Source organism: Spiractinospora alimapuensis, assembly GCF_018437505.1.
In the GTDB taxonomy this organism is placed as follows: Bacteria; Actinomycetota; Actinomycetes; order Streptosporangiales; family Streptosporangiaceae; genus Spiractinospora; species Spiractinospora alimapuensis.
On record NZ_CP072467.1, the window covers coordinates 4,937,185 to 4,957,342 of the forward strand.

Below are 20,158 nucleotides of genomic sequence, written 5' to 3' on the forward strand. Positions count from 1 at the left end.
AATGGACGGGCCCGGCGGGAACCCCGACTCCGCTAAGCTGCTCACGGAGGATTCGCGGTAGGGGCGGGCTCGCCCGCCGCACGGACGTATCGAGCGGAGAACAGCGAAGACCATGGGTGTTGTGGCGGCCGACGGTGTCCTGGACTACGAGACGGCCCTGGCGGACTACGAGCCCGTCATGGGGCTGGAGACGCACGTCGAGCTGAACACCGCGACGAAGATGTTCTGCGGGTGTCCCACCGGTTTCGGCGCGGAACCCAACTCGCAGGTGTGCCCCGTGTGTCTGGCGCTCCCCGGCGCCCTGCCCGTGGTCAACGCCGAGGCGATCGCGAGCACCATCAAGATCGGCCTCGCGCTCAACTGCTCGATCGCGTCCTGGTGCCGCTTCGCGCGGAAGAACTACTTCTACCCCGACATGCCGAAGAACTACCAGATCTCCCAGTACGACGAGCCGCTGTGCTCGGACGGCTACCTGGACGTCGAGGTGGAGACCCCCGACGGGGAGACCACGGTCGTCCGGGTGGGGATCGAACGTGTCCACATGGAAGAGGACACCGGCAAGACCACCCACATCGGTGAGACCGGCCGCATCCACGGCGCCGACTACTCCACCGTCGACTACAACCGCGCCGGCGTTCCCCTGATCGAGATCGTCACCAAGCCGATCGAGAACACCGACGCCCTGGCCCCCGCCGTCGCGCGCGCCTACGTACGAGAGCTGCGCGAGGTCGTGCGTTCACTCGGGGTCTCCGACGCCCGGATGGAGGAGGGGTCGATGCGCTGCGACGTCAACCTCTCCCTGATGCCGCGCGGCGCCACGGAGTGGGGTACCCGCAGCGAGACCAAGAACGTGAACTCCATGCGTTCGGTCGAGCGGGCGGTGCGCTACGAGATCCAGCGCCACGGCGCCGTGCTGTCGGCTGGTGCCAGCGTGGTGCAGGAAACCCGTCACTTCCAGGAGGGCTCCGGAAGCACGGTGTCGGGTCGCAGCAAGGAAGAGGCCCAGGACTACCGCTACTTCCCGGACCCCGACCTGGTGCCGGTCGCCCCGCCCGCGGACTGGGTCGCGCAGCTCGGCGCCGCCCTTCCCGAGCTCCCCGCGGCCCGCCGTCGCCGTATCCAACGCGACTGGGACCTCTCCGACGAGGAACTGCGCGACCTGATGAACGCCGGCGCCATCGAGGTGGTGGCCGCGACGGTCGAGGCGGGCGCACCTTCGGACGAGGCCCGCAAATGGTGGCTCAACGAGCTCTCCCGCCGCGCGACCGAGACCAACGTCGCCCTGGACGCCCTGCCGATCACGGCGGCCCAGGTCGCCCGGATCGTGGCGCTGGTCGCCGAGGGCACACTGACCAACAAGCTCGCCCGCCAGGTCGTCGACGGAGTCCTCGCCGGTGAGGGCGACCCCGACACGGTCGTTGAGACCCGCGGCCTGCGCGTCATGAACGACGACTCCGCCCTGGGCGACGCGGTCGACGCCGCCATCGCCGCCAACCCCGACGCCGCCGACAAGGTCCGCGGCGGGAAGGTCGCCGCCGCCGGAGCTCTCGTTGGCGCGGTGATGAAGGCGACCAAGGGGCAAGCCGACGCGAACCGTGCCCGCGAACTGATCCTGGAGCGGCTCAGCGGCTGAGCGTCCACGTCTCCGGGCCGACGGCAACGCGGGAGCGCCTTGCGGGCCGTCCGCCGAAGAGCGGACGGTCAGCGTCGCGTTCTGCCCCGCGCGGCACCACGCACCCGGCCGACAGGGCAGTGAGCACGACCCCCACCGCCGCCGAGGGCCAACAGACGGCGGCGGCCTCCACGAGGTGTGACCGTCCCCGGAGGCTGGCTGGTGGGTGTCGTTCCCGCTCCACGCCGAGGAAGAGAACAGGCACGTCCGGGCATTGGACGCGCCCCCGGTGTGAGCGTGTGCCCGGAGTAGCACCAGCCAGGAGACGTGGGGAACACGATCGTCGACCGGTCTCCCCCGCCCCATGCCGGGGCCCACTTCCTCGATGGGGAAGGGGCGATGGCGGGATGGAGGGACGGGCGACCTCAGGGGGCCGGTGCGGCGTGGTGGTGGTTCAACGCCGGTGAGCCGAGGCCGCGCTCGTGGTGGGGCAGAAGCACGCGGAGGCCACGCGGGGCCGGGCGTACGTGGTCGTTCCGGTTTCGACGGGGGCTTTTCGTTCGGCCCGCCAGCGCGTGAAGATCGAGCACGTCCGGGGGATTGGAACTCTGGTGAGCCGGCCCCGTCCGAACAGCCGCGGAGGGACACGCGTCGCCGGGGTGATGGCCCGTCCTGCGAGGCGAGGGGGCGGCTGATCGACGGGTGCGGCTCTGGGTCAGAGTCCGGTGAGGTGCGGTGGTTCCGCGTCCTTTGGGGGGCGCGTTCGCGTCGTCGTGATGGCGGGTGGGCCCCGGCTGGCGTCGGTGGACAGATTCAACGCCCGGTGAGCCGCCACCGCCCCCGCGACGGGACGGAAGCACGTGGAGGTCACGCAGGGCCGAGCATCACCGCGGTCGCTCGTGCAGTGCGGGGATGGGTGAGTCACCCATCGTCCCTGCGCCCCGTGATTCACGTGGTGTGGCGTCCCGCTGTGGTGACGCCGGTGTGCGTGCGACCGCGTTGAAGCCCGTCCCTGCCCACGGGACGTCCGACTCGGCACGGGGCATGCCGCGCCGGGCTGGAATTCCGGCGAGCCGGCCACGTGCCCACACCTGTGTCGCGGCTGGAGGTGGGCAGCCGCGCGGGGTGTGGCGGTGCTCGTCACGGCACCCGTACGCGCGGAGCGTCGACTTCCCGCTGGTCCGGCGTGGCGGCGGGCGGGGGAGTGCGGGTTCCGGCAGCGTGATGAAGGCAACGTCGGGGCGTCGCGTGCCGGATGCGCCGGGCCGCGGGGTGCTCGAATGGTCTGTTTGTGCTGGTCATAAGGGTTTGAGTGGGGGAACTGTAAAGGTCCTGTACGGAACGTGAGGAGTTGAATTCGAATCGTCATGCGATCTGGCTCAACCCTCAATCAGACCGTGATCTTGGCGGATTAGTGTCCGGATTGGTGTAGACGAGCGTGGCGCTCCACCACTCCGGTTGGGGTGGCGCTCCTCAGCCGCGGCTCGGGAGTGGGTGGGCTTCGGGGCGTGCTCGGGAGGGCTGGGCCAGTGACGTCCCAGATGGTCCTCCTCGTTCGTGTGCGCGCCGGATGGTGTGCCTCTCCTGGCCGTGTCCGGTGCCGACGCGCTGAGGAAGGAATATCCACTTTTGGCTCGCAAGGGAACGGTGCTGTGGAGCGGGCCGCGCCTGGTTTACGCCGGGGCGACGCTCCTGGGTGGTGCCCTGCTCGTCGGCGGTGCCGTGGCCTCGTCGTCCGCGTTCACCGAGTGGATCGGCTCGTGGCTGGCCGTCGGCCTTTCCGCGCTCGCCGCGATCATCCTGCACGTCTCCGCGTTCCGTGCCCGGGTTCCCGGTCCGCCGGACCCCGCTGAGGACGAGGCGCGTGCCTACAGTTCCGCGTTACACCGGTTCGGTTGGGCCGCCGTCGCGTGGTGCATGTCGCTGGGCCTGCGGGCCGTCACCACACTGGACAACCTGGGCCTGTCACCTGTCTTGGGCGACGCGCTCGCGCTGACCGCCGTCGTCTGCTTCGCGCTCGGCTTCACCAGGCTGGCCCCCTTCCCCGGACACGCGCGCTCCATCGCCCGCGGCGTCGTCGACGCCTACGTGGTCGCGGTCTCGCTCTTCGCCCTGTGCTGGCTCCTGCTGTTGTCGGGCGTCTATCCCTCCCCGGCGACGAGCGTCATCCTCGGCGGTATGGCGCTGATCCGGGTCATCGTCGGTCTGTTCGTGCTGGGACTCATCGTTCCGCTGGTACTGACGTCCCCGTTCCGCTATCGCCGGTTGGCCGCCGTCGCCGCCATCGTCTTCTCCGGCATGACCGTGGCCGACGTTCTCAGCGCGACGAGCCGTCTCGCCGGGGAGCCCATCGTCGGCGGGGCGGACTCCGCGCTGCGGGTCGCGGTGCTCTTCCTGGCGGTGGGCCTGCCCTTCATGCTGTGGACCACGCGCGCGCCGGCCCCGCGTCGGATCACCGGGTGGGGCCTGTACCGATTCGCGCCCGACCTGTTCGCGATCCTGACGACGGCGGTCACCCTGCTCGCGTGGATGGTCGCCGCCATTCACCTCCACGGGCTGGTGATCGGCCCGGTGCTGACGTGGATCGCCGGCTCGGGCGTGCTCGCGGTCCTGCTGCGCCTCCTCGGCGGGCTGGACGAGAACACCCGGCTCTCCCGCCTGGCCCACGACCGAGAACGCCACCTGCACACGCTCGCGCGGCACAACGGTGACGCCGTGCTCGTGGTGGACGACTCGGGGTGCATCGAAGAGGTCACGCCGGGTACGGCCCAGGCCTACGGCTACACCCAGGAGGCACTCCTCGGCACCAGTCTCATGGCACTGATCCACCCGGAGGATCGGCCGCGCCTACGGGAGGCGGCGGTGACGCTGCGCAAGTCTCCCGAGGTCGACGTCCGGGTCCAGATGCGGGTCCGCGCCGAGGACGGCACCTGGCGTCACACCGAGTCCACGGCATCCCCCTACAACACCTACGGTGCCCACGTGCGTTTCCTGGTCACCGCGCGGGATGTCAGTGCGCAGGTCGCGTTGCAGGCACAGGTCAACCACCTGACCTTCCACGACTCCACCACCGGGCTGCCCAACCGCGCGTACCTGGAGGAGCGGACACGGGAGCTCATCGCTCAGCGGGACGACTCCACCGACGGCGTCGCCGCGGTGATCTTCCTGGACTTGGACGCGTTCACCGCCGTCAACGATTCCGCGGGCCACCGATTCGGCGACTACCTCCTCGCGCAGGCGGCACGACGGATGCGCTCCGCTGTTGGTCAGGGCGACACGGTCGTGCGTTGGGGCGGCGACGAGTTCGCCGTCCTGGTCGAGCACGACGACGGCGCGCGACACGTCGTCGACCTCGCCAACCGCATCCTGCGCGCGATCAGCGGTCAGCCGTTCGCGGTGGGGGAGCGGGAGGTCCAGCTCACCGCCAGCCTCGGTGTCGCCTTCGCCGAGCCCGACATGGGCGGAAGTGAGCTGCTGCGCAACGCCGACATGGCGATGGCGCGGGCCAAGGAGCTCGGCGCCGGTGGTCACGTCGAGGTCTACGCGGCCGACATGCACACCGCGGCCGTGCGCCGGGTCGAACTGCAGGCCGAACTGCGCCAGGCTCTCGCCGACGAGGAGTTCACCCTCGTCTACCAGCCTGTCGTCAACCTGGAGACATCCCGCGTCGTCGCGGTCGAGGCCCTGGTGCGTTGGCGTCGGGGCGAGACGTTGGTCGGTCCGGAGGAGTTCCTGAGCGCGGCCGAGGAGTCCGGACTGGTGGTGGGGCTCGGGAACTGGATCCTGCGCACCGCCTCCACCGCGGTCGCCCAGTGGCGCCGTGACGACGCCGACCTTGGACTGGCGGTGAACCTGTCCCCGGCGCAGGCCAAGGATCCCGACTTCGTGGGGGACGTGAGTGACGCCCTGGCCGCCAGCGGCCTGCCCCCCGACGCCCTCACCCTGGAGGTGGGTGAGGAGATCCTGCTGGAGGAGGGCTCCGGCGTCGCGCTCGGCCATCTGGCGGAGCTGCGGGAGCTGGGGGTGCGGGTCGCGATCGACGACTTCGGTACCGGCTACGCCTCGCTGAGCCAGTTGCGGCCGCTCGCCGTGGACGCGCTCAAGATCGACCCCTCGTTCGTGACCGGTCTGGGTGAGGACAGCACCTTGACCTTGCTCACGTCCACGATCGTGTCGCTGGGCCGGGACCTCGGGGTGCAGGTCATCGCGGAGGGCATCGAGCGCCCCGCCCAGCGGGACCAGTTGCGCTCCATGGGGTGTGGTTTCGGGCAGGGCTTCTGCGTGGGCCACCCGGTTCCCGAGGAGGAACTCGCGATGATGTTGGGCGGATGGGAGCCCGCGGCGCGGTGACCAGCGGGACTTGCGGGCACATGGCGGGCGTTGTCTCACGGAGTGAGACGAAATGTGCTCCGAGTTGACGCGACCGCATCCGTCGGCCATTGTTGACAGCGTGCAGAGCAACTCCCTGATTCTCGTACTTGGTCGGCGCGCAGCCAACTGACCAAGCTACGTTGCAGCGCGCCCCTCAGCCGCCAGGCGGGGGCTTTTTTTATTGCCATTTGCCAGCTCTAGCAGCACAAGGATTCGTGATGACCGAACAGATGACCGGAGCCCAGGCGCTCATCAGGTCGCTGGAGCGTGTCGGTGTCGACGTGGTGTTCGGGATCCCCGGAGGGACCATTCTCCCGGCCTACGACCCCCTTCTGGACTCCGGCAAGGTACGCCACATCCTCATGCGCCACGAGCAGGGCGCCGGACACGCGGCGGAGGGGTACGCCTACGCCACGGGCCGTCCGGGTGTGTGCATGGCCACGAGCGGCCCCGGTGCGACGAACCTCGTCACGGCGCTGGCCGACGCCCACATGGACTCCGTCCCCATGGTCGCGATCACCGGACAGGTGACGACACCTCTCATCGGCACGGACGGGTTCCAGGAAGCCGACATCTGCGGCATCTCCATGCCGATCACGAAGCACAACTTCATGGTGCGCGACGCGGCGGACATCCCGCGTACCGTCGCCGAGGCCTTCCACATCGCCTCAACCGGGCGCCCCGGGCCGGTCCTCGTCGACATCCCCAAGGACCTCCTGCAGACCACGACACCGTTCGCCTGGCCGCAGAGCATCGACCTGCCGGGCTACCGCCCGGTCACCCGCCCCCACGGCAAGCAGGTGCGCGAGGCCGCGCGGCTGATCGCCGAGGCACAGCGCCCCGTCCTGTACGTCGGCGGCGGAGTCCTGAAGGCCGGCGCCTCGAGCGAGCTCATGATGCTGGCCGAGGTCACCGGCGCGCCCGTCGTCACCACCCTGATGGCGCGGGGCGCGTTCCCCGACACCCACCCGCAACACGTGGGCATGCCGGGTATGCACGGGACCGTGTCGGCCGTTGGGGCACTCCAGCGCGCCGACCTCGTGGTCGCCCTCGGCGCCCGGTTCGACGACCGGGTGACGGGCAAGCTGACCAGCTTCGCCCCCGACGCGACCGTGGTGCACGCCGACATCGACCCGGCGGAGATCTCCAAGAACCGGCACGCCGACGTCCCCATCGTGGGCGACTGCCGCGAGGTCATCGGCGACCTGGTGGTGGCCGTGCGCGCGGACCAGGCCGAGGGCCGCGTCGGAGACTACGCCGCCTGGTGGTCCCAGTTGGACCGGCTGCGCGAGGTCTACCCGCTCGGATACCAGGAACCCGAGGACGGCACCCTCGCCCCGCAGCACGTGATCAAGCGGCTCGGGGAGATCGCCGGCCCCGAGACCACGTTCACCGCCGGTGTGGGTCAGCACCAGATGTGGGCCGCGCAGTTCATCAACTACGAGCGCCCGGGGTCGTTCATGAACTCCGGCGGCGCCGGCACCATGGGCTTCTCCGTGCCCGCCGCCCTGGGCGCCAAGATGGGCGACCCGGACCGCACCGTGTGGGCGATCGACGGCGACGGCTGCTTCCAGATGACCAACCAGGAGCTCGCGACCTGCGCCATCGAGGGCATCCCCATCAAGGTCGCCGTGATCAACAACGGCAGCCTGGGCATGGTTCGCCAGTGGCAGACCCTGTACTACGACGAGCGCTACTCCAACACCGACCTGCACACCTCCCCGCAGCCCGCGACGTCCGCCACACGGATTCCGGACTTCGTGAAGCTCGCCGAGGCGTACGGTTGTGTGGGGCTGCGTTGCGAGCGCGCCGAAGACGTCGACACGACGATCGAGAAGGCCATGAGCATCAACGACGCCCCCGTCGTCGTGGACTTCACCGTGCACCACAACTCCATGGTCTGGCCCATGGTCGGACCGGGAACCAGCAACGACGACATCCAGTACGCGCGCGACATGGCGCCGCAGTGGGACGACGAGGAGTAGGCGGGTAACGCGATGAGTCTGCACACGCTGTCTGTCCTGGTGGAGGACAAGCCGGGCGTGCTCGCCCGCGCATCGGCCCTGTTCTCCCGACGCGGCTTCAACATTCACTCCCTCGCGGTGGGACCCACCGAGTACGAGGGACTGTCCCGAATGACGATCGAGGTCAACTGCGACAGGCACCCCCTGGAGCAGGTCACCAAGCAGCTCAACAAGCTGGTGAACGTCATCAAGATTGTCGAGATGGACCCCCAGTCCTCGGTGCGCCGGGAACTGCTGCTCGTCAAGGTGAAGTGCGACGCCACCAACCGTGGCCAAGTGCTCGACCTCGCGCAGTTGTTCCGCGCCGAGGTGATCGACGTACACCCCGACGTGGTGGTCATCGAAGTCACCGGTGATCCCGAGAAGCTGGCCGCCCTCATCCACAACCTCGAGCCCTACGGGATCAAGGAGATGGTGAAGTCTGGGTTGGTTGCCCTGGGTCGAGGCCCACGGTCAATCGCGGACCGGTCGCTGCGGGCGCTTGATCGCACCGCCTAGCTCGGTGCGGCGCCGACAGTCACACACACCAAACAGTTGAGCAAGGAGCACAGCCACAGTGGCAGCAGAGATTTTCTACGACGACGCCGCTGACCTCAGCATCATTCAGCAGCGCAAGGTCGCGGTCATCGGCTACGGCAGCCAGGGGCACGCCCACGCCCTCTCCCTGCGCGACTCCGGGGTCGACGTTCGTGTCGGTCTGCAGGAGGGCTCGAAGAGCCGCGCCAAGGTCGAGGAGGACGGTCTGCGGGTGACCACGCCGGCCGAGGCCGCGCGTGAGGCCGACGTCATCATGATCCTGGCGCCGGACCACTTCCACCGCGACCTGTACGCCAACGAGATCGCCCCGAACCTCAACGACGGGGACGCCCTCTTCTTCGGGCACGGGTTCAGCATCCGTTATGGCCTGGTCAAGCCCCCGGCCAGCGTCGACGTCGCCATGGTCGCCCCGAAGGGCCCCGGCCACCTGGTGCGCCGGCAGTTCGAGGCCGGACGTGGCGTGCCGGTCCTGGTCGCGGTGGAGCAGGACGGCTCCGGCAAGGCCTGGGACCTCGCGATGTCCTACGCCAAGGGCATCGGCGGCACCCGCGCGGGCGCGCTGAAGACCACCTTCACCGAGGAGACCGAGACCGACCTGTTCGGTGAGCAGGCCGTCCTGTGCGGTGGGCTCTCCGAGCTCATCAAGGCCGGGTTCAACACCCTCGTCGAGGCCGGTTACCAGCCGGAGATCGCCTACTTCGAGTGCCTGCACGAGGTCAAGCTCATCGTGGACCTCATGTACGAGGGTGGCATCTCCAAGATGTACTGGTCCGTCTCGGACAACGCCGAGTACGGCGGCTACACGCGTGGCCCGCGCGTCGTCAACGAGGAGACCCGCGAGGAGATGCGTCGCATCCTGCGTGAGGTTCAGGACGGCACCTACGCGCAGCAGTTGGTGGAGGAGTTCGACAACGGACGTCCCACCTTCCTCAAGCGGCGCGAGGCCGAGCAGAACGAGCAGATCGAGAAGGTCGGCGCGCAGCTCCGCCCGCTCATGAGCTGGCTGCAGGCCTGACACGCGTCACGGCACCGCGATTCGCCCGTGTGGGCCCCGGCACAGTTCGCTGTCCGGGGCCCAACGCGTTCCCCGCACGGGCCGGGGTATCGGACGGCCTGCTGACCAGCGCCGAGCGGGGCAATTCCGCCCCTGTGCCGGTCAGGGGCCCGGCCAGGAACTACACTCGTGCAGGTCGTGTCCCACACAGGGGCTGGACACTCGCCACGCGGTCGTGTGGCGAGCCGTCTCACTCGTAATCGAGGACTGGTTGTGTCAAAGCCTGTAGTTCTGATCGCGGAAGAACTGTCCCCAGCCGGCATCGCACTTCTTGAGAAGGACTTCGACGTCCGGTCGACTGACGGGTCGAACCGATCCGCTCTGCTTCCCGCCCTGGCCGACGCTGACGCCGTCATCGTGCGCAGCGCCACGAAGATCGACGCCGAGGCCTTGGCGTCCGCACCCAAGCTCAAGGTCGTGGCCCGCGCGGGGGTCGGACTGGACAACGTCGACGTCGACGCCGCTACCAAGGTCGGCGTCCTCGTGGTCAACGCCCCCACCTCCAACATCATCAGCGCGGCGGAGCAGGCCATCAACCTGCTGCTGGCCAGCGCCCGCCACACCGCGCCCGCGCACAACGCGCTGGTCAACGGCGAGTGGAAGCGGTCGAAGTACACCGGGGTGGAGCTCTTCGACAAGACCATCGGCATCGTCGGCCTCGGCCGCATCGGTGTACTGGTGGCGCAGCGCCTCGCGGCGTTCGGGACCAAGATCCTGGCCTACGACCCCTTCGTCCAGCCACCCCGGGCCGCCCAGCTCGGCGTGGAGCTGGTGACCCTGGACGAGCTGCTGCGACGCAGTGACTTCATCACGGTCCACCTGCCCAAGAACAAGGACACGATCGGGCTCATCGGAGACGAGGCCCTGTCCAAGGTGAAGCCGAACGTGCGGATCGTCAACGCCGCCCGTGGCGGCATCGTGGACGAGGCCGCACTCGCCCGGGCGATCGACGACGGCCGGGTGGCCGGCGCGGGCATCGACGTGTTCGCGAAGGAGCCCTGCACCGACAGCCCCCTGTTCGGCTACGAGAACGTCGTCGTGGCGCCGCACCTGGGCGCGAGCACCCAGGAGGCGCAGGAGAAGGCCGGCACCCAGGTGGCGGAGTCGGTGCGCCTCGCCCTGCTGGGCGAGTTCGTGCCCGACGCCGTGAACGTCCAGGGTGGTGCGGTCGCCGAGGACATCAAGCCGATGATGCCGCTGGCGGAGAAGCTCGGCCGGATCTTCACGGGTCTCGCCGCCGGGCCCGTCACCCGCATCGACGTCGAGGTACGCGGCGAGATCGCCCAGCACGACGTCAAGGTCCTGGAGCTGTCGGCGCTGAAGGGCGCGTTCGAGGGCGCGGTCGAGGAGTCGGTGACGTTCGTCAACGCCCCGCTGCTCGCCAAGGAGCGCGGCGTCGAGGTCAACCTCGTCACCAGTGACGACACCTCCGACTGGCGCAGTCTGATCCAGGTGCACGGGATCCTGTCCAGCGGGCAGAAGGTCTCGGTGTCCGGCACCCTGTCCGGCCCGCGCCAGGTGGAGCGGGTGGTCGAGGTGAACGGCTACAGCGTGGAGCTGGAGGTCGCCGAGCACATGGCCTTCTACTCCTACGAGGACCGGCCCGGGATCGTCGGCATCGTCGGACGGATTCTCGGCGACAGGCAGGTCAACATCGCCGGGATGCAGGTCAGCCGGGACAAGCAAGGCGGCAAGGCGCTCATCATCCTCACCGTGGACTCCCGGATCCCCGCGGGCACGCTGGAGGAGATCTCCTCCGAGATCGGCGCCGAGGACACCCGCATGGTGGACCTCGACTGATCCCTCGCCCACGTCGAGCGAACGGGGACCGGCCGCGCACCCACGGGGCGCCGCGGCCGGTCCCCCTTTTTTCCGCGTTGGCGAGCACGCTTCGGGGCCCCGAGTTCGGCGCTCCGTGCGCCTGGTTGGCACTGCGTTCGGCGAGAACGGCGGCGAGACACGGTGTCCCGCCTCGCCCGGAGTTCGCCTGACGATCTGGAGACGTCGTGACCGACCCAACGTCGGAACTCGCTCGCCAACAACTTTGCCGTCCGATATTCTGAGGTCCTAGCAAATGGTCGACGGGACCACCGAAGACCATGGCGTTCTTCGTGCGGCCGCTCCCACTCGGTCGACGGCACGACACGATCCGGTAAGGCGATCCCACCGGCCACGCCACCTTCATCGCTTGGACTCACCGCTTCTGTGTGTCCGCCAAGGGGACTGCGGCGAGTCTGACACCGAACTCACCCGTGCGCAGTACACCCGAACGAGGATCGCCATGCACGAAGAGACAGACCCACAGCCCGTCGAGCCCGAGGACGAGGCGACGCACGCCCTGCAGAGGGCGCTGGACCGGCGCGACAACGGCGGCCCCACGGGGCTGTGACCCGTGCGCCGCGGCGCCGTTGCGCGTAGCGGACCGAGCGTCCAGGACCGATCGAACGCGTCGAGGTTCGGGGCGTCACCCCGGACCTCCGCCTGATCCGTCCCTACCCCCACCCCACCCGCCCGGTGGTGTGCAATGATTTCCGTGGTCTCTCATGTTCGTCATGCGCGGGGCCACACCACACCGGCACAAGAGAAGTCACGAGGAAGCATGGTCGCGCGATCGATAAATCTTGCCGTCATCCCCGGCGACGGCATTGGCTCAGAGGTCGTCGCGGAGGGCCTCAAGGTCCTCTCAGCGGTGGCGCCTCGCCATCAGCTCACGGTGGAGACGACCACCTATGAGCTGGGGGCGAAGCGCTGGCACGAGACCGGCGAGACGCTTCCCGACTCCGTCGAGGCCGAGCTGCGCCAGCACGACGCCCTGTTCCTGGGCGCCGTCGGCGACCCCTCCGTTCCCAGCGGTGTCCTGGAGCGGGGTCTGTTGCTGCGACTGCGCTTCAACTTCGCGCACTACGTGAACCTGCGCCCGGTGCGGCTCTACCCCGGGGTGTCCACCCCGCTGGCCGACGTCGCCCCCGAGGACCTCAACATGCTCGTCGTCCGGGAGGGCACCGAAGGCCCTTACGCCGGTATGGGCGGCGTCATCCGCAAGGGCACCCCCGACGAGATCGCGACCCAGGACAGTGTGAACACCCGCTTCGGGATCGAGCGTGTGGTCCGCTACGCCTTCGCCAAGGCCGCCGAGCGCCCGCGCAAGAAGCTCACCCTGGTGCACAAGGACAACGTGCTCACCTTCGCCGGTGAGCTGTGGCAGCGGGTCGTGCGCGAGGTGGGGGCGGAGTACCCGCAGGTGACCACCGACTACCTGCACGTCGACGCCGCCACCATGTTCTTCGTCTCCGACCCCGCCCGGTTCGACGTGATCGTCACCGACAACCTGTTCGGCGACATCATCACCGACCTCGGCGCCGCCGTGGCCGGTGGCATCGGCCTGGCCGCCAGCGGGAACATCAACCCGTCCAACGAGGCGCCCAGCATGTTCGAACCGGTGCACGGCTCGGCCCCCGACATCGCCGGCAAGGGCCTCGCCGACCCCACCGCGACGATCCTCTCCCTGTCGCTGATGCTCGACCACCTGGGACTCGGCGACGCCGCACGGCAGGTCGAGGCCGCGGTCAGCGAGGACCTCGAGGTCCGCGCGAAGGAGAGCGGGACCCGCGGCACCACCCAGGTCGGCGACGACATCGCCCAGCGAGTAGCCCAGCAGGGCTGAGCCGATCCGTCTCAGCCCTGCTGCTCACCGATGCCCACAGCATTGAGAGGCGCGGCTGGGACGGCCGACACCCCGACCGGACGGGCGCGCCCCATGGCGCGCCCGTCGTCGTGTCTGGCGAGGGTCGTGTCCGTCCGTCACACTTGTTCGCGGGCCGGCAGCGCGGTTGGCCCGCAGTAGCCGAGAGGACCGTAATGAGCAACGACACCACCACAAGCGGATTGACGTTCGACATCCAGCCCTCGTCCGCGCGGCGGACCCCGCAGGAACGAGCGGCCCTGTTGGAGAGTCCCGGCTTCGGCTCCGTGTTCACCGACCACATGGTCACCATCCGGTACTCCGAGGAGAAGGGCTGGCACGACGCCCGCCTCGAGGCCTACGCGCCCTTGAGCCTCGATCCCGCGACCTCATCCCTGCACTACGCCCAGGAGATCTTCGAGGGGCTCAAGGCCTACCACCACCCGGACGGCCGAGTGGTCTGCTTCCGGCCGGAGGCGAACGCCGCCCGGTTCAACCGCAGCGCCGTGCGGATGGCGATGCCGGAACTGCCCGAGGACCTGTTCCTGAAGTCCATCGAGCTGATCATCGAGCACGACGCCGACTGGGTCCCCACCAAGGAGGGGCACAGTCTCTACCTGCGGCCCTTCATGATCTCCACCGACATCGGGCTCGGCGTCAACAACCCGTCGCGGACCTACCTCTACATCCTGATCGCCTCCCCGGCCGCGTCCTACTTCAGCGGCGGCGTGAGCCCGGTTTCGGTGTGGCTGAGCGAGGACTACACCCGCGCCGCCCCCGGCGGGACCGGTGAGGCCAAGTTCGCCGGGAACTACGCCGCGAGCTTCCGCGCCCAGGCTCAGGCGGTGGAGAAGGGGTGCGACCAGGTGGTCTGGCTCGACGCCTCCGAGCACCGATGGGTCGAGGAGATGGGCGGGATGAACCTGTTCTTCGTGTTCGGTTCCGGCGACGACGCTCGTGTGCTGACCCCCGCGCTCACCGGCACCCTGCTGCCGGGCGTCACCCGTGACTCCGTGCTGCGACTCGCCCCCGAGATGGGTGTCCCCGCGGAGGAGGGCCGTATCTCCGTGGAGGAGTGGCGGTCCGCCGCCGCCAGCGGCGACCTCACCGAGGTGTTCGCCTGCGGGACCGCCGCCGTCATCACGCCCGTGGGCCGGGTCGCCAGTCCCCACGGCGAGTTCGTGATCGGCGACGGAAAGGCCGGCCCCGTCACGATGCGCCTGCGCGAGGAACTCGTCGGGATCCAGTACGGCGAGCGCCCCGACCCCTTCGGGTGGATTCGCCCCATGCGCTGAGCCCCACCAAGCGATCCCAACGGGCCCCGGACCCAGATTTGACCCGCTCATGACCATAGGACCGGGGCCCATCGGGCAGCCCACCATTGACGTGTGTCCTCTGACGGGTGGAGACCGCAATGGTGGGAATCACGGCGCCGCCGGCGCACCAGATCGAGCTGGACGGTGCGGAGAACGTCCGCGACATCGGCGGGTACCCGACGCTCAGCGGGATGCGGATACGCCAGGAAACCGTCTACCGGGGCGACGCGCTGAACGAGCTCTCCCACTCCGACGTCAAACGACTGTCCCGGCTGGGGCTGAAGAGCGTGATCGACCTCCGCTCCGACGAGGAGTGGGAGATCAACGGGCCCGATATCCTCCCCGCCGCCGTGGAGGTCCACCGGGTGCCGATCAGGCTCGGCGACGTGGCGGCCTTCTACGCGCTGATCGACGGTGGCGACACCGAGGCACAGCGCGAAGCCCTGGGGCCGGGCCGTGCGGAACAGGTCATGCTGGCGATGTACCGAGGCTTCGTCACCGAACGCCTCCATCGCATCCAGTTCGGCGAGGCCTTCCGCCTCCTCGCCGACGAGAACAACCTTCCCGCCCTCGTCCACTCCACCGCCGGCAGCGACCGGGTGGGATGGTTCTTCGCCGTCGTGATGAGCGTCCTCGGCGTCCAACGTGACCTGATCGTCCGCGACTACCTCATCAGCAACGACATGCACCAGCACTCCTACGAGCTCCTCTACCGTGGCCTCGCCGACAGCGGCCGCATGAAGGAGCCCTTCCTCCTCCGCCCCGTCCTCCGCCAAAGCCAGGAGTACCTCCGCGCCGGCTTCGAAGCCACCGAACGCCGCTACAACGGCGTCTCCCAGTACATCCGCAACGGCTTCGACCTCGACGACGGCCGCATCCTCAAACTCCGCCAGCTCCTGTTGGAACCCGACCCCGGCCAGATGCGGCCCCGACTGGTGAAGTGACGGGGGACGACCCGCCGGAGGTGGACCCTTCGTGGACATAAGCTGTCCGAGCTTCGGTGCCGCCTCTCCACGGGCTGGATCGTGCGGTGCGGTGGGTCACCGAGTTCCCGATTCCCGCATCAGTGGATCACCGGCAATGGTGAGCGTCTCCTGGGTCACCTACGATGGCGGCGCGGGACTCCCGTTTCCGCACCTGAACAGAACAAGAAATGTCCGATATGCCGGAATTTCGAGAAGTGAAGAAATTCGACACTTTCCAGTGGTAAACATGCTGTTCGGGGAGTGTCGCTTCCCCGCGCGCGGGGATGGTCCTGCATGACGGGATGACGGGATGAGGCTTATTTCGTCGCTTCCCCGCGCGCGGGGATGGTCCCACGCCGTCCGTGCATTCCTTTCCAGGGAAACTGTCGCTTCCCCGCGCGCGGGGATGGTCCTCGGGTGACGGTCTCGACCTCGGTCGGGTGGTGTCGCTTCCCCGCACGCGGGGATGGTCCCCCCGGAAAGCTCCTGTTATAGGGGGCGGACACGTCGCTTCCCCGCGCGCGGGGAAGGTCCCTTCCGCGACGTCGCCGGCGGCGCACCACCGGGGTTGCTTCCCCGCGTGCGGGATTGGGGTCGGACTGGGGGATGCTCTGAGTGTTCTGGTGAACGCCCGACGTGGTCAGGGGGTGTGTGGCATACTGGTTGACGTGCCGTCTTCGGTGATCATTATTCCGAGGCGCGCTGGTTAACCGGACCTCACCAGCGCGCTGACCTCTCGTGTCCACGAGGGGTCTCTTTTTTTGCGCTGGTGCGGCCGATGACACGACCGCGACATCCAACCAAAGGACACCGGGCATGCTTCGAGACAGTTTCCACGTATTCGACACCACGCTGCGTGACGGGGCGCAACGTGAGGGGATCACCCTCACGGTCGCGGACAAGCTCCAGATCGCGGCGTTGCTCGACGACTTCGGGGTGGGATTCATCGAGGGCGGCTGGCCGGGCTCGAACCCGAAGGACACGGAGTTCTTCCAGCGGGCGTCGGCGGAGTTGGACCTTCGGCACGCGCAGTTGGTGGCGTTCGGTTCGACGCGGCGGGCCGGGAGCGACGTCGCGGACGATCCGCAGGTGGCGGCACTGCGAGACTCGGGGGCGCCGGTGGTGACCCTCGTCGCCAAGAGCGATGACCGTCACGTGGAGCGCGCACTGCGCACCACGTTGGACGAGAATCTCGCCATGATCGCCGACACGGTCGCGTACCTGCGATCGGGTGGCCAGCGCGTGTTCGTCGACTGCGAGCACTTCTTCGACGGCTACCGCCACAACGCCGAGTACGCGGTGCGGGTCGTCCGCACGGCCGCGGAGGCCGGTGCCGACGTCGTGGTCCTGTGCGACACCAACGGCGGCATGCTGCCCAACGACATCGAGACGATCGTCACCGAGGTCCAGGCGGCCACCGGTGCACGCCTGGGGATCCACGCCCAGGACGACAGCGGGTGCGCCGTGGCCAACACCCTGGCCGCGGTGGACGGCGGAGCGACGCACGTGCAGTGCACGGTGAACGGCTACGGCGAGCGGGTGGGCAACGCGAACCTGTTCTCCGTGACCGCGGCGCTGGTCCTCAAGCGGGACATGCCGGTACTGCCCGAGGGGTGCCTGGCGGAGATGTCGCGCGTGTCCCAGGCCGTCGCCGAGATCGTGAACATCACCCCCGGAACGCACCAGCCCTACGTGGGAGTGTCGGCGTTCGCCCACAAGGCCGGGCTGCACGCCTCCGCGATCAAGGTCGACCCCGACCTCTACCAGCACATCGACCCCACCCTCGTGGGCAACACCATGCGGATGCTGGTCTCGGACATGGCCGGCCGGGCATCGATCGAGCTGAAGGCCAAGGAACTCGGCTACGACCTGTCCGGAAGCCGGGAACACGTCGGCGCCCTTGTCGAGCGAGTCAAGTCGATGGAGCTCGCCGGCTACAGCTTCGAGGCCGCCGACGCCTCACTGGAGCTGCTGGTGCGAGAACAGCTCGGTGAGCAGACCGAGTTCTTCGAGGTGGAGTCGTGGCGCGCCATCACCGAGATGGGCAGCTCCGAGGCCAGCTCCAGCGAGGCCACGGTCAAGCTGCGGGTGAAGGGCGAGCGGGTCGCCACGGTCGGCGAGGGCAACGGGCCCGTCAACGCGCTGGACGACGCGCTGCGACGCGCGCTCGAGGTGGTCTATCCGGAACTGGCCGCCCTGGAGCTCGTCGACTACAAGGTGCGGATCCTGGAGGGGTCCTCGGGCACCGGTGCGGTGACGCGCGTCCTGGTGGAGTCCAGTGACGGCGAGGGCGAGTGGACGACGGTGGGTGTGGGCGCCAACGTGATCGAGGCGTCGTGGGTCGCCCTCAACCAGGCGGTCAACTACTTCCTGTTCCGCCGGGGGCACGCCCAGGTGTGAGGCCCAAGCGGGTCACCGGCGCGGGTTGAACCGCCGGTGGAGGTGTCACACCCTCGGAGGGGAGATCAAGGGTTCACCCACCCGTTGGCCTCGCAGCCGTCCAGGCTGATCGTCTGCTGCTGCATCACCGGGGCCACTTCCCCCTCGCCGGGGCAGTTCACGTGACCGTGCCCCAACGCGTGGCCGACCTCGTGGTTGATCACGTAGGTGCGGTAGGTCTCGATGTCGTCGTCGAAGTGCTCGACCCCCGACACCCACCGGTTCTGGTTGATCGTGGCCCGGCCGCCCTGGTGGCAGGACAACTGCCCGTTGGTGCTCAGCGGCGCGCAGAGTCGGTCGGTGGTCTCCGGCGAGGAGAGCGCGACCCGGAAGTCGACGGGCCCCTCGTCCACCCGCTGGAAGGACATCTCGTCGTTCTCGCCACCCCAGCTACGCGGATCGCTGAGGATCTCCTCCACGGCGTCGGCGAAGTCCTCCGGCTCGCCGGGGAGCCCGTCCTCGAACTCCACCGCATAGCGGTTGAGGGGTCCGTCGCCGGACTTCTCGCCCTCGCCCGGCACCACCGTCAGATCGCCACTGGCGGAGTCCACCTCCTCCACGACGGAGCGAAGGAGCACGGGTTTGTCGCTGTCGTCGACCTCCTCGTCCTCGGGAGGCACTTCGGCGTTCTCGTCCACGTTGGGCTCGGGCGACGGGGACGGGATCGACCCCTCGCCCTCGCCGCTGGGCGGAAACACTTCACTGGTCGGGGGAGTGAACAGGGTGAGGACGCCCAGCGCGGCGGCCACGGCCGCGAGCCCGAGCGGCAGGACGGGGGAGCTGGCGTCCAGGCGTCTGCGCCGCGAACCCCGCTGCCTCGCACGGCGCGCGGAGGCCACGATGGCCCGCCGCGCGGCCGCTCGACGAGTGCCCTTGGCTTTCACTTGTGCGCGGGCCGAACGTGTTGGACGACCTCGAAGCCCCACAGCTCCGAGCTGGTCGCGGCCGGCCCCGAAGCCGAGGCGTCGCTGGAGGCCTGGGCGTGGCCCTGCGCGAACCGCTGGCCCTTCAGCCACGTCTGGAAGGACTCCTCGTCCCGCCACCGCGTGTACACCAGGTACTTGTCGGTGCCCTCGACCGGCCGCAGCAACTGGAACTCCTCGAACCCGTCGGCCTGTTCCACGAGCCCCGCGCGCTTGGCGAAACGCTCCTCCAAGCCGCTCCCAGCGCCCTCCGGCACCGAGAGGACGTTGAACTTGACGACTGACATGCCGGTACTCCTCGACACCTTTGACTGAGGGGGCGGTGAAGGCTCGATAACCTCCAGTGAAGCGAGATTACCCCTTGTGGGGGGCGGGAGAAGAGGAATCAGCATTGCGCATTGCGAGGTTTTCATCAGGAGACGACGTCGGTTTTGGCGTTGTTGACTCCGAGTCGGAGGGCGGACCACACATCCTCCGCCTGAGCGGACACCCCCTGCTGGGCGAGTCCCGACCCACCGGGGACCGGGCCGCCCTGGAGGACGTGCGGCTCCTGTCGCCGGTCCTGCCCAGCAAGGTGGTCTGCATCGGGAAGAACTACCGAGACCACGTCGCCGAGATGAGCGACATCACCGGGGAGGGGACCGCGGAGCCGGCCGTCTTCCTCAAGCCGTCCACGGCCGTGGTGGGGACGGGCGATCCGGTCTTCTATCCGGACGTCAGCTCCCACGTGGACTACGAAGGGGAACTGGCGATCGTCATCAGCCGGGTGTGTCGCGAGGTTCCTCCCGAACGCGCCCACGATGTGATCTTCGGCTACACCTGTGCCAACGACATCACCGCGCGCGACCTCCAGCGCAGCGACACACAGTGGACACGCGCCAAGGGGTTCGACTCCTTCTGTCCGATCGGACCCTGGGTGGAGACCGGGCTGACCATCGAGGAGGCGAGCGACCTTCGGATCACCACCACGGTGGGGCAGGAAGTCCGCCAGGACGGGCGTACGTCGCAGCTCATCCACGGCATCCGTGACGTCATCGCGTACGTGACGTCGTTCATGACGCTGCTCCCCGGCGACGTCATCCTGACCGGGACCCCCGCGGGCGTCGGACCCGTCACGCCGGGCCAGCGCGTCACGGTCACGATCGAGGGGGTGGGGGAGCTCACCAACGCGATCACGACCCGGGAATGACGACGGCGAGGGCCACCAGCCCACGCACGCCCAACCCGTGAACGTT

Annotated in this window: 13 protein-coding genes and 1 CRISPR repeat array; of the genes, 11 read left to right on the plus strand and 2 right to left on the minus strand. The window is 68.9% G+C overall.

Annotated elements, in window-relative coordinates:
• The first annotated feature begins 112 nt into the window (after nt 1–112).
• The 10 genes from gatB (at nt 113) to cimA (ending at nt 17,961) form a co-directional block, all read left to right on the plus strand.
• Nucleotides 113–1,633: an Asp-tRNA(Asn)/Glu-tRNA(Gln) amidotransferase subunit GatB gene (gatB, locus tag J4H86_RS23135; RefSeq protein ID WP_236540313.1), complete on the plus strand. Its 1,521-nt coding sequence runs from the start codon at nt 113–115 to the stop codon at nt 1,631–1,633.
• A 1,608-nt stretch (nt 1,634–3,241) separates the two neighbouring features.
• Nucleotides 3,242–5,962, plus strand: a complete 2,721-nt coding sequence (locus tag J4H86_RS23140) for a putative bifunctional diguanylate cyclase/phosphodiesterase (protein ID WP_236540315.1) — start codon at nt 3,242–3,244, stop codon at nt 5,960–5,962.
• A gap of 239 nt (nt 5,963–6,201) precedes the next feature.
• Nucleotides 6,202–7,968, plus strand: coding sequence for an acetolactate synthase large subunit (locus J4H86_RS23145; protein WP_236540316.1), 1,767 nt, complete (start codon nt 6,202–6,204; stop codon nt 7,966–7,968).
• A gap of 12 nt (nt 7,969–7,980) precedes the next feature.
• The gene (gene ilvN / locus J4H86_RS23150) at nt 7,981–8,505 is read left to right on the plus strand and encodes an acetolactate synthase small subunit (protein WP_236540317.1); all 525 of its coding nucleotides are present in this window, start codon (nt 7,981–7,983) and stop codon (nt 8,503–8,505) included.
• A 58-nt stretch (nt 8,506–8,563) separates the two neighbouring features.
• Nucleotides 8,564–9,559 (plus strand): ketol-acid reductoisomerase, encoded by a 996-nt coding sequence (gene ilvC, locus J4H86_RS23155; RefSeq protein WP_236540318.1) that lies wholly within the window; start codon nt 8,564–8,566, stop codon nt 9,557–9,559.
• A 252-nt stretch (nt 9,560–9,811) separates the two neighbouring features.
• Entirely contained in the window at nt 9,812–11,398 is a 1,587-nt protein-coding gene (serA, locus tag J4H86_RS23160; protein ID WP_236540320.1) for a phosphoglycerate dehydrogenase, read from the plus strand.
• A 799-nt stretch (nt 11,399–12,197) separates the two neighbouring features.
• A complete protein-coding gene (locus J4H86_RS23165; RefSeq protein WP_236540321.1) occupies nt 12,198–13,262 on the plus strand; it encodes a 3-isopropylmalate dehydrogenase in 1,065 nt (354 codons plus the stop codon).
• A gap of 194 nt (nt 13,263–13,456) precedes the next feature.
• The gene (locus J4H86_RS23170) at nt 13,457–14,575 is read left to right on the plus strand and encodes a branched-chain amino acid aminotransferase (protein WP_236540322.1); all 1,119 of its coding nucleotides are present in this window, start codon (nt 13,457–13,459) and stop codon (nt 14,573–14,575) included.
• 119 nt (nt 14,576–14,694) lie between these two features.
• A complete protein-coding gene (locus J4H86_RS23175) occupies nt 14,695–15,540 on the plus strand; it encodes a tyrosine-protein phosphatase (protein ID WP_236540323.1) in 846 nt (281 codons plus the stop codon).
• Between the two features lie 284 nt (nt 15,541–15,824).
• A CRISPR array of direct repeats spans nt 15,825–16,095; the repeat unit is 28 nt; unit sequence GTCGCTTCCCCGCGCGCGGGGATGGTCC.
• A 282-nt stretch (nt 16,096–16,377) separates the two neighbouring features.
• Nucleotides 16,378–17,961 (plus strand): citramalate synthase, encoded by a 1,584-nt coding sequence (cimA, locus tag J4H86_RS23180; RefSeq protein WP_236540325.1) that lies wholly within the window; start codon nt 16,378–16,380, stop codon nt 17,959–17,961.
• Nucleotides 17,962–18,026: 65 nt separating this feature from the next.
• Here cimA and J4H86_RS23185 read toward each other — a convergent pair whose 3' ends face one another.
• Both J4H86_RS23185 and J4H86_RS23190 read right to left on the minus strand, forming a co-directional pair.
• A complete protein-coding gene (locus tag J4H86_RS23185; protein ID WP_394356407.1) occupies nt 18,027–18,839 on the minus strand; it encodes a DUF3152 domain-containing protein in 813 nt (270 codons plus the stop codon).
• A 41-nt stretch (nt 18,840–18,880) separates the two neighbouring features.
• Nucleotides 18,881–19,210, minus strand: coding sequence for an antibiotic biosynthesis monooxygenase family protein (locus J4H86_RS23190; protein ID WP_236540327.1), 330 nt, complete (start codon nt 19,208–19,210; stop codon nt 18,881–18,883).
• Between the two features lie 104 nt (nt 19,211–19,314).
• Between J4H86_RS23190 and J4H86_RS23195 the strand changes: the two genes are divergently transcribed.
• Nucleotides 19,315–20,112, plus strand: coding sequence for a fumarylacetoacetate hydrolase family protein (locus tag J4H86_RS23195; protein WP_236540329.1), 798 nt, complete (start codon nt 19,315–19,317; stop codon nt 20,110–20,112).
• Nucleotides 20,113–20,158: the final 46 nt, after the last annotated feature.

Excerpts from the sequence above, each read along its gene's own strand:
- ilvN (WP_236540317.1), top strand. The coding sequence starts at position 7,981 with ATGAGTCTGCACACGCTGTCTGTCCTGGTGGAGGACAAGCCGGGCGTG.
- J4H86_RS23170 (WP_236540322.1), top strand. The coding sequence starts at position 13,457 with ATGAGCAACGACACCACCACAAGCGGATTGACGTTCGACATCCAGCCC.
- J4H86_RS23190 (WP_236540327.1), bottom strand. The coding sequence starts at position 19,210 with ATGTCAGTCGTCAAGTTCAACGTCCTCTCGGTGCCGGAGGGCGCTGGG.
- J4H86_RS23145 (WP_236540316.1), top strand. The coding sequence starts at position 6,202 with ATGACCGAACAGATGACCGGAGCCCAGGCGCTCATCAGGTCGCTGGAG.
- J4H86_RS23165 (WP_236540321.1), top strand. The coding sequence starts at position 12,198 with ATGGTCGCGCGATCGATAAATCTTGCCGTCATCCCCGGCGACGGCATT.
- gatB (WP_236540313.1), top strand. The coding sequence starts at position 113 with ATGGGTGTTGTGGCGGCCGACGGTGTCCTGGACTACGAGACGGCCCTG.
- J4H86_RS23175 (WP_236540323.1), top strand. The coding sequence starts at position 14,695 with ATGGTGGGAATCACGGCGCCGCCGGCGCACCAGATCGAGCTGGACGGT.
- cimA (WP_236540325.1), top strand. The coding sequence starts at position 16,378 with ATGCTTCGAGACAGTTTCCACGTATTCGACACCACGCTGCGTGACGGG.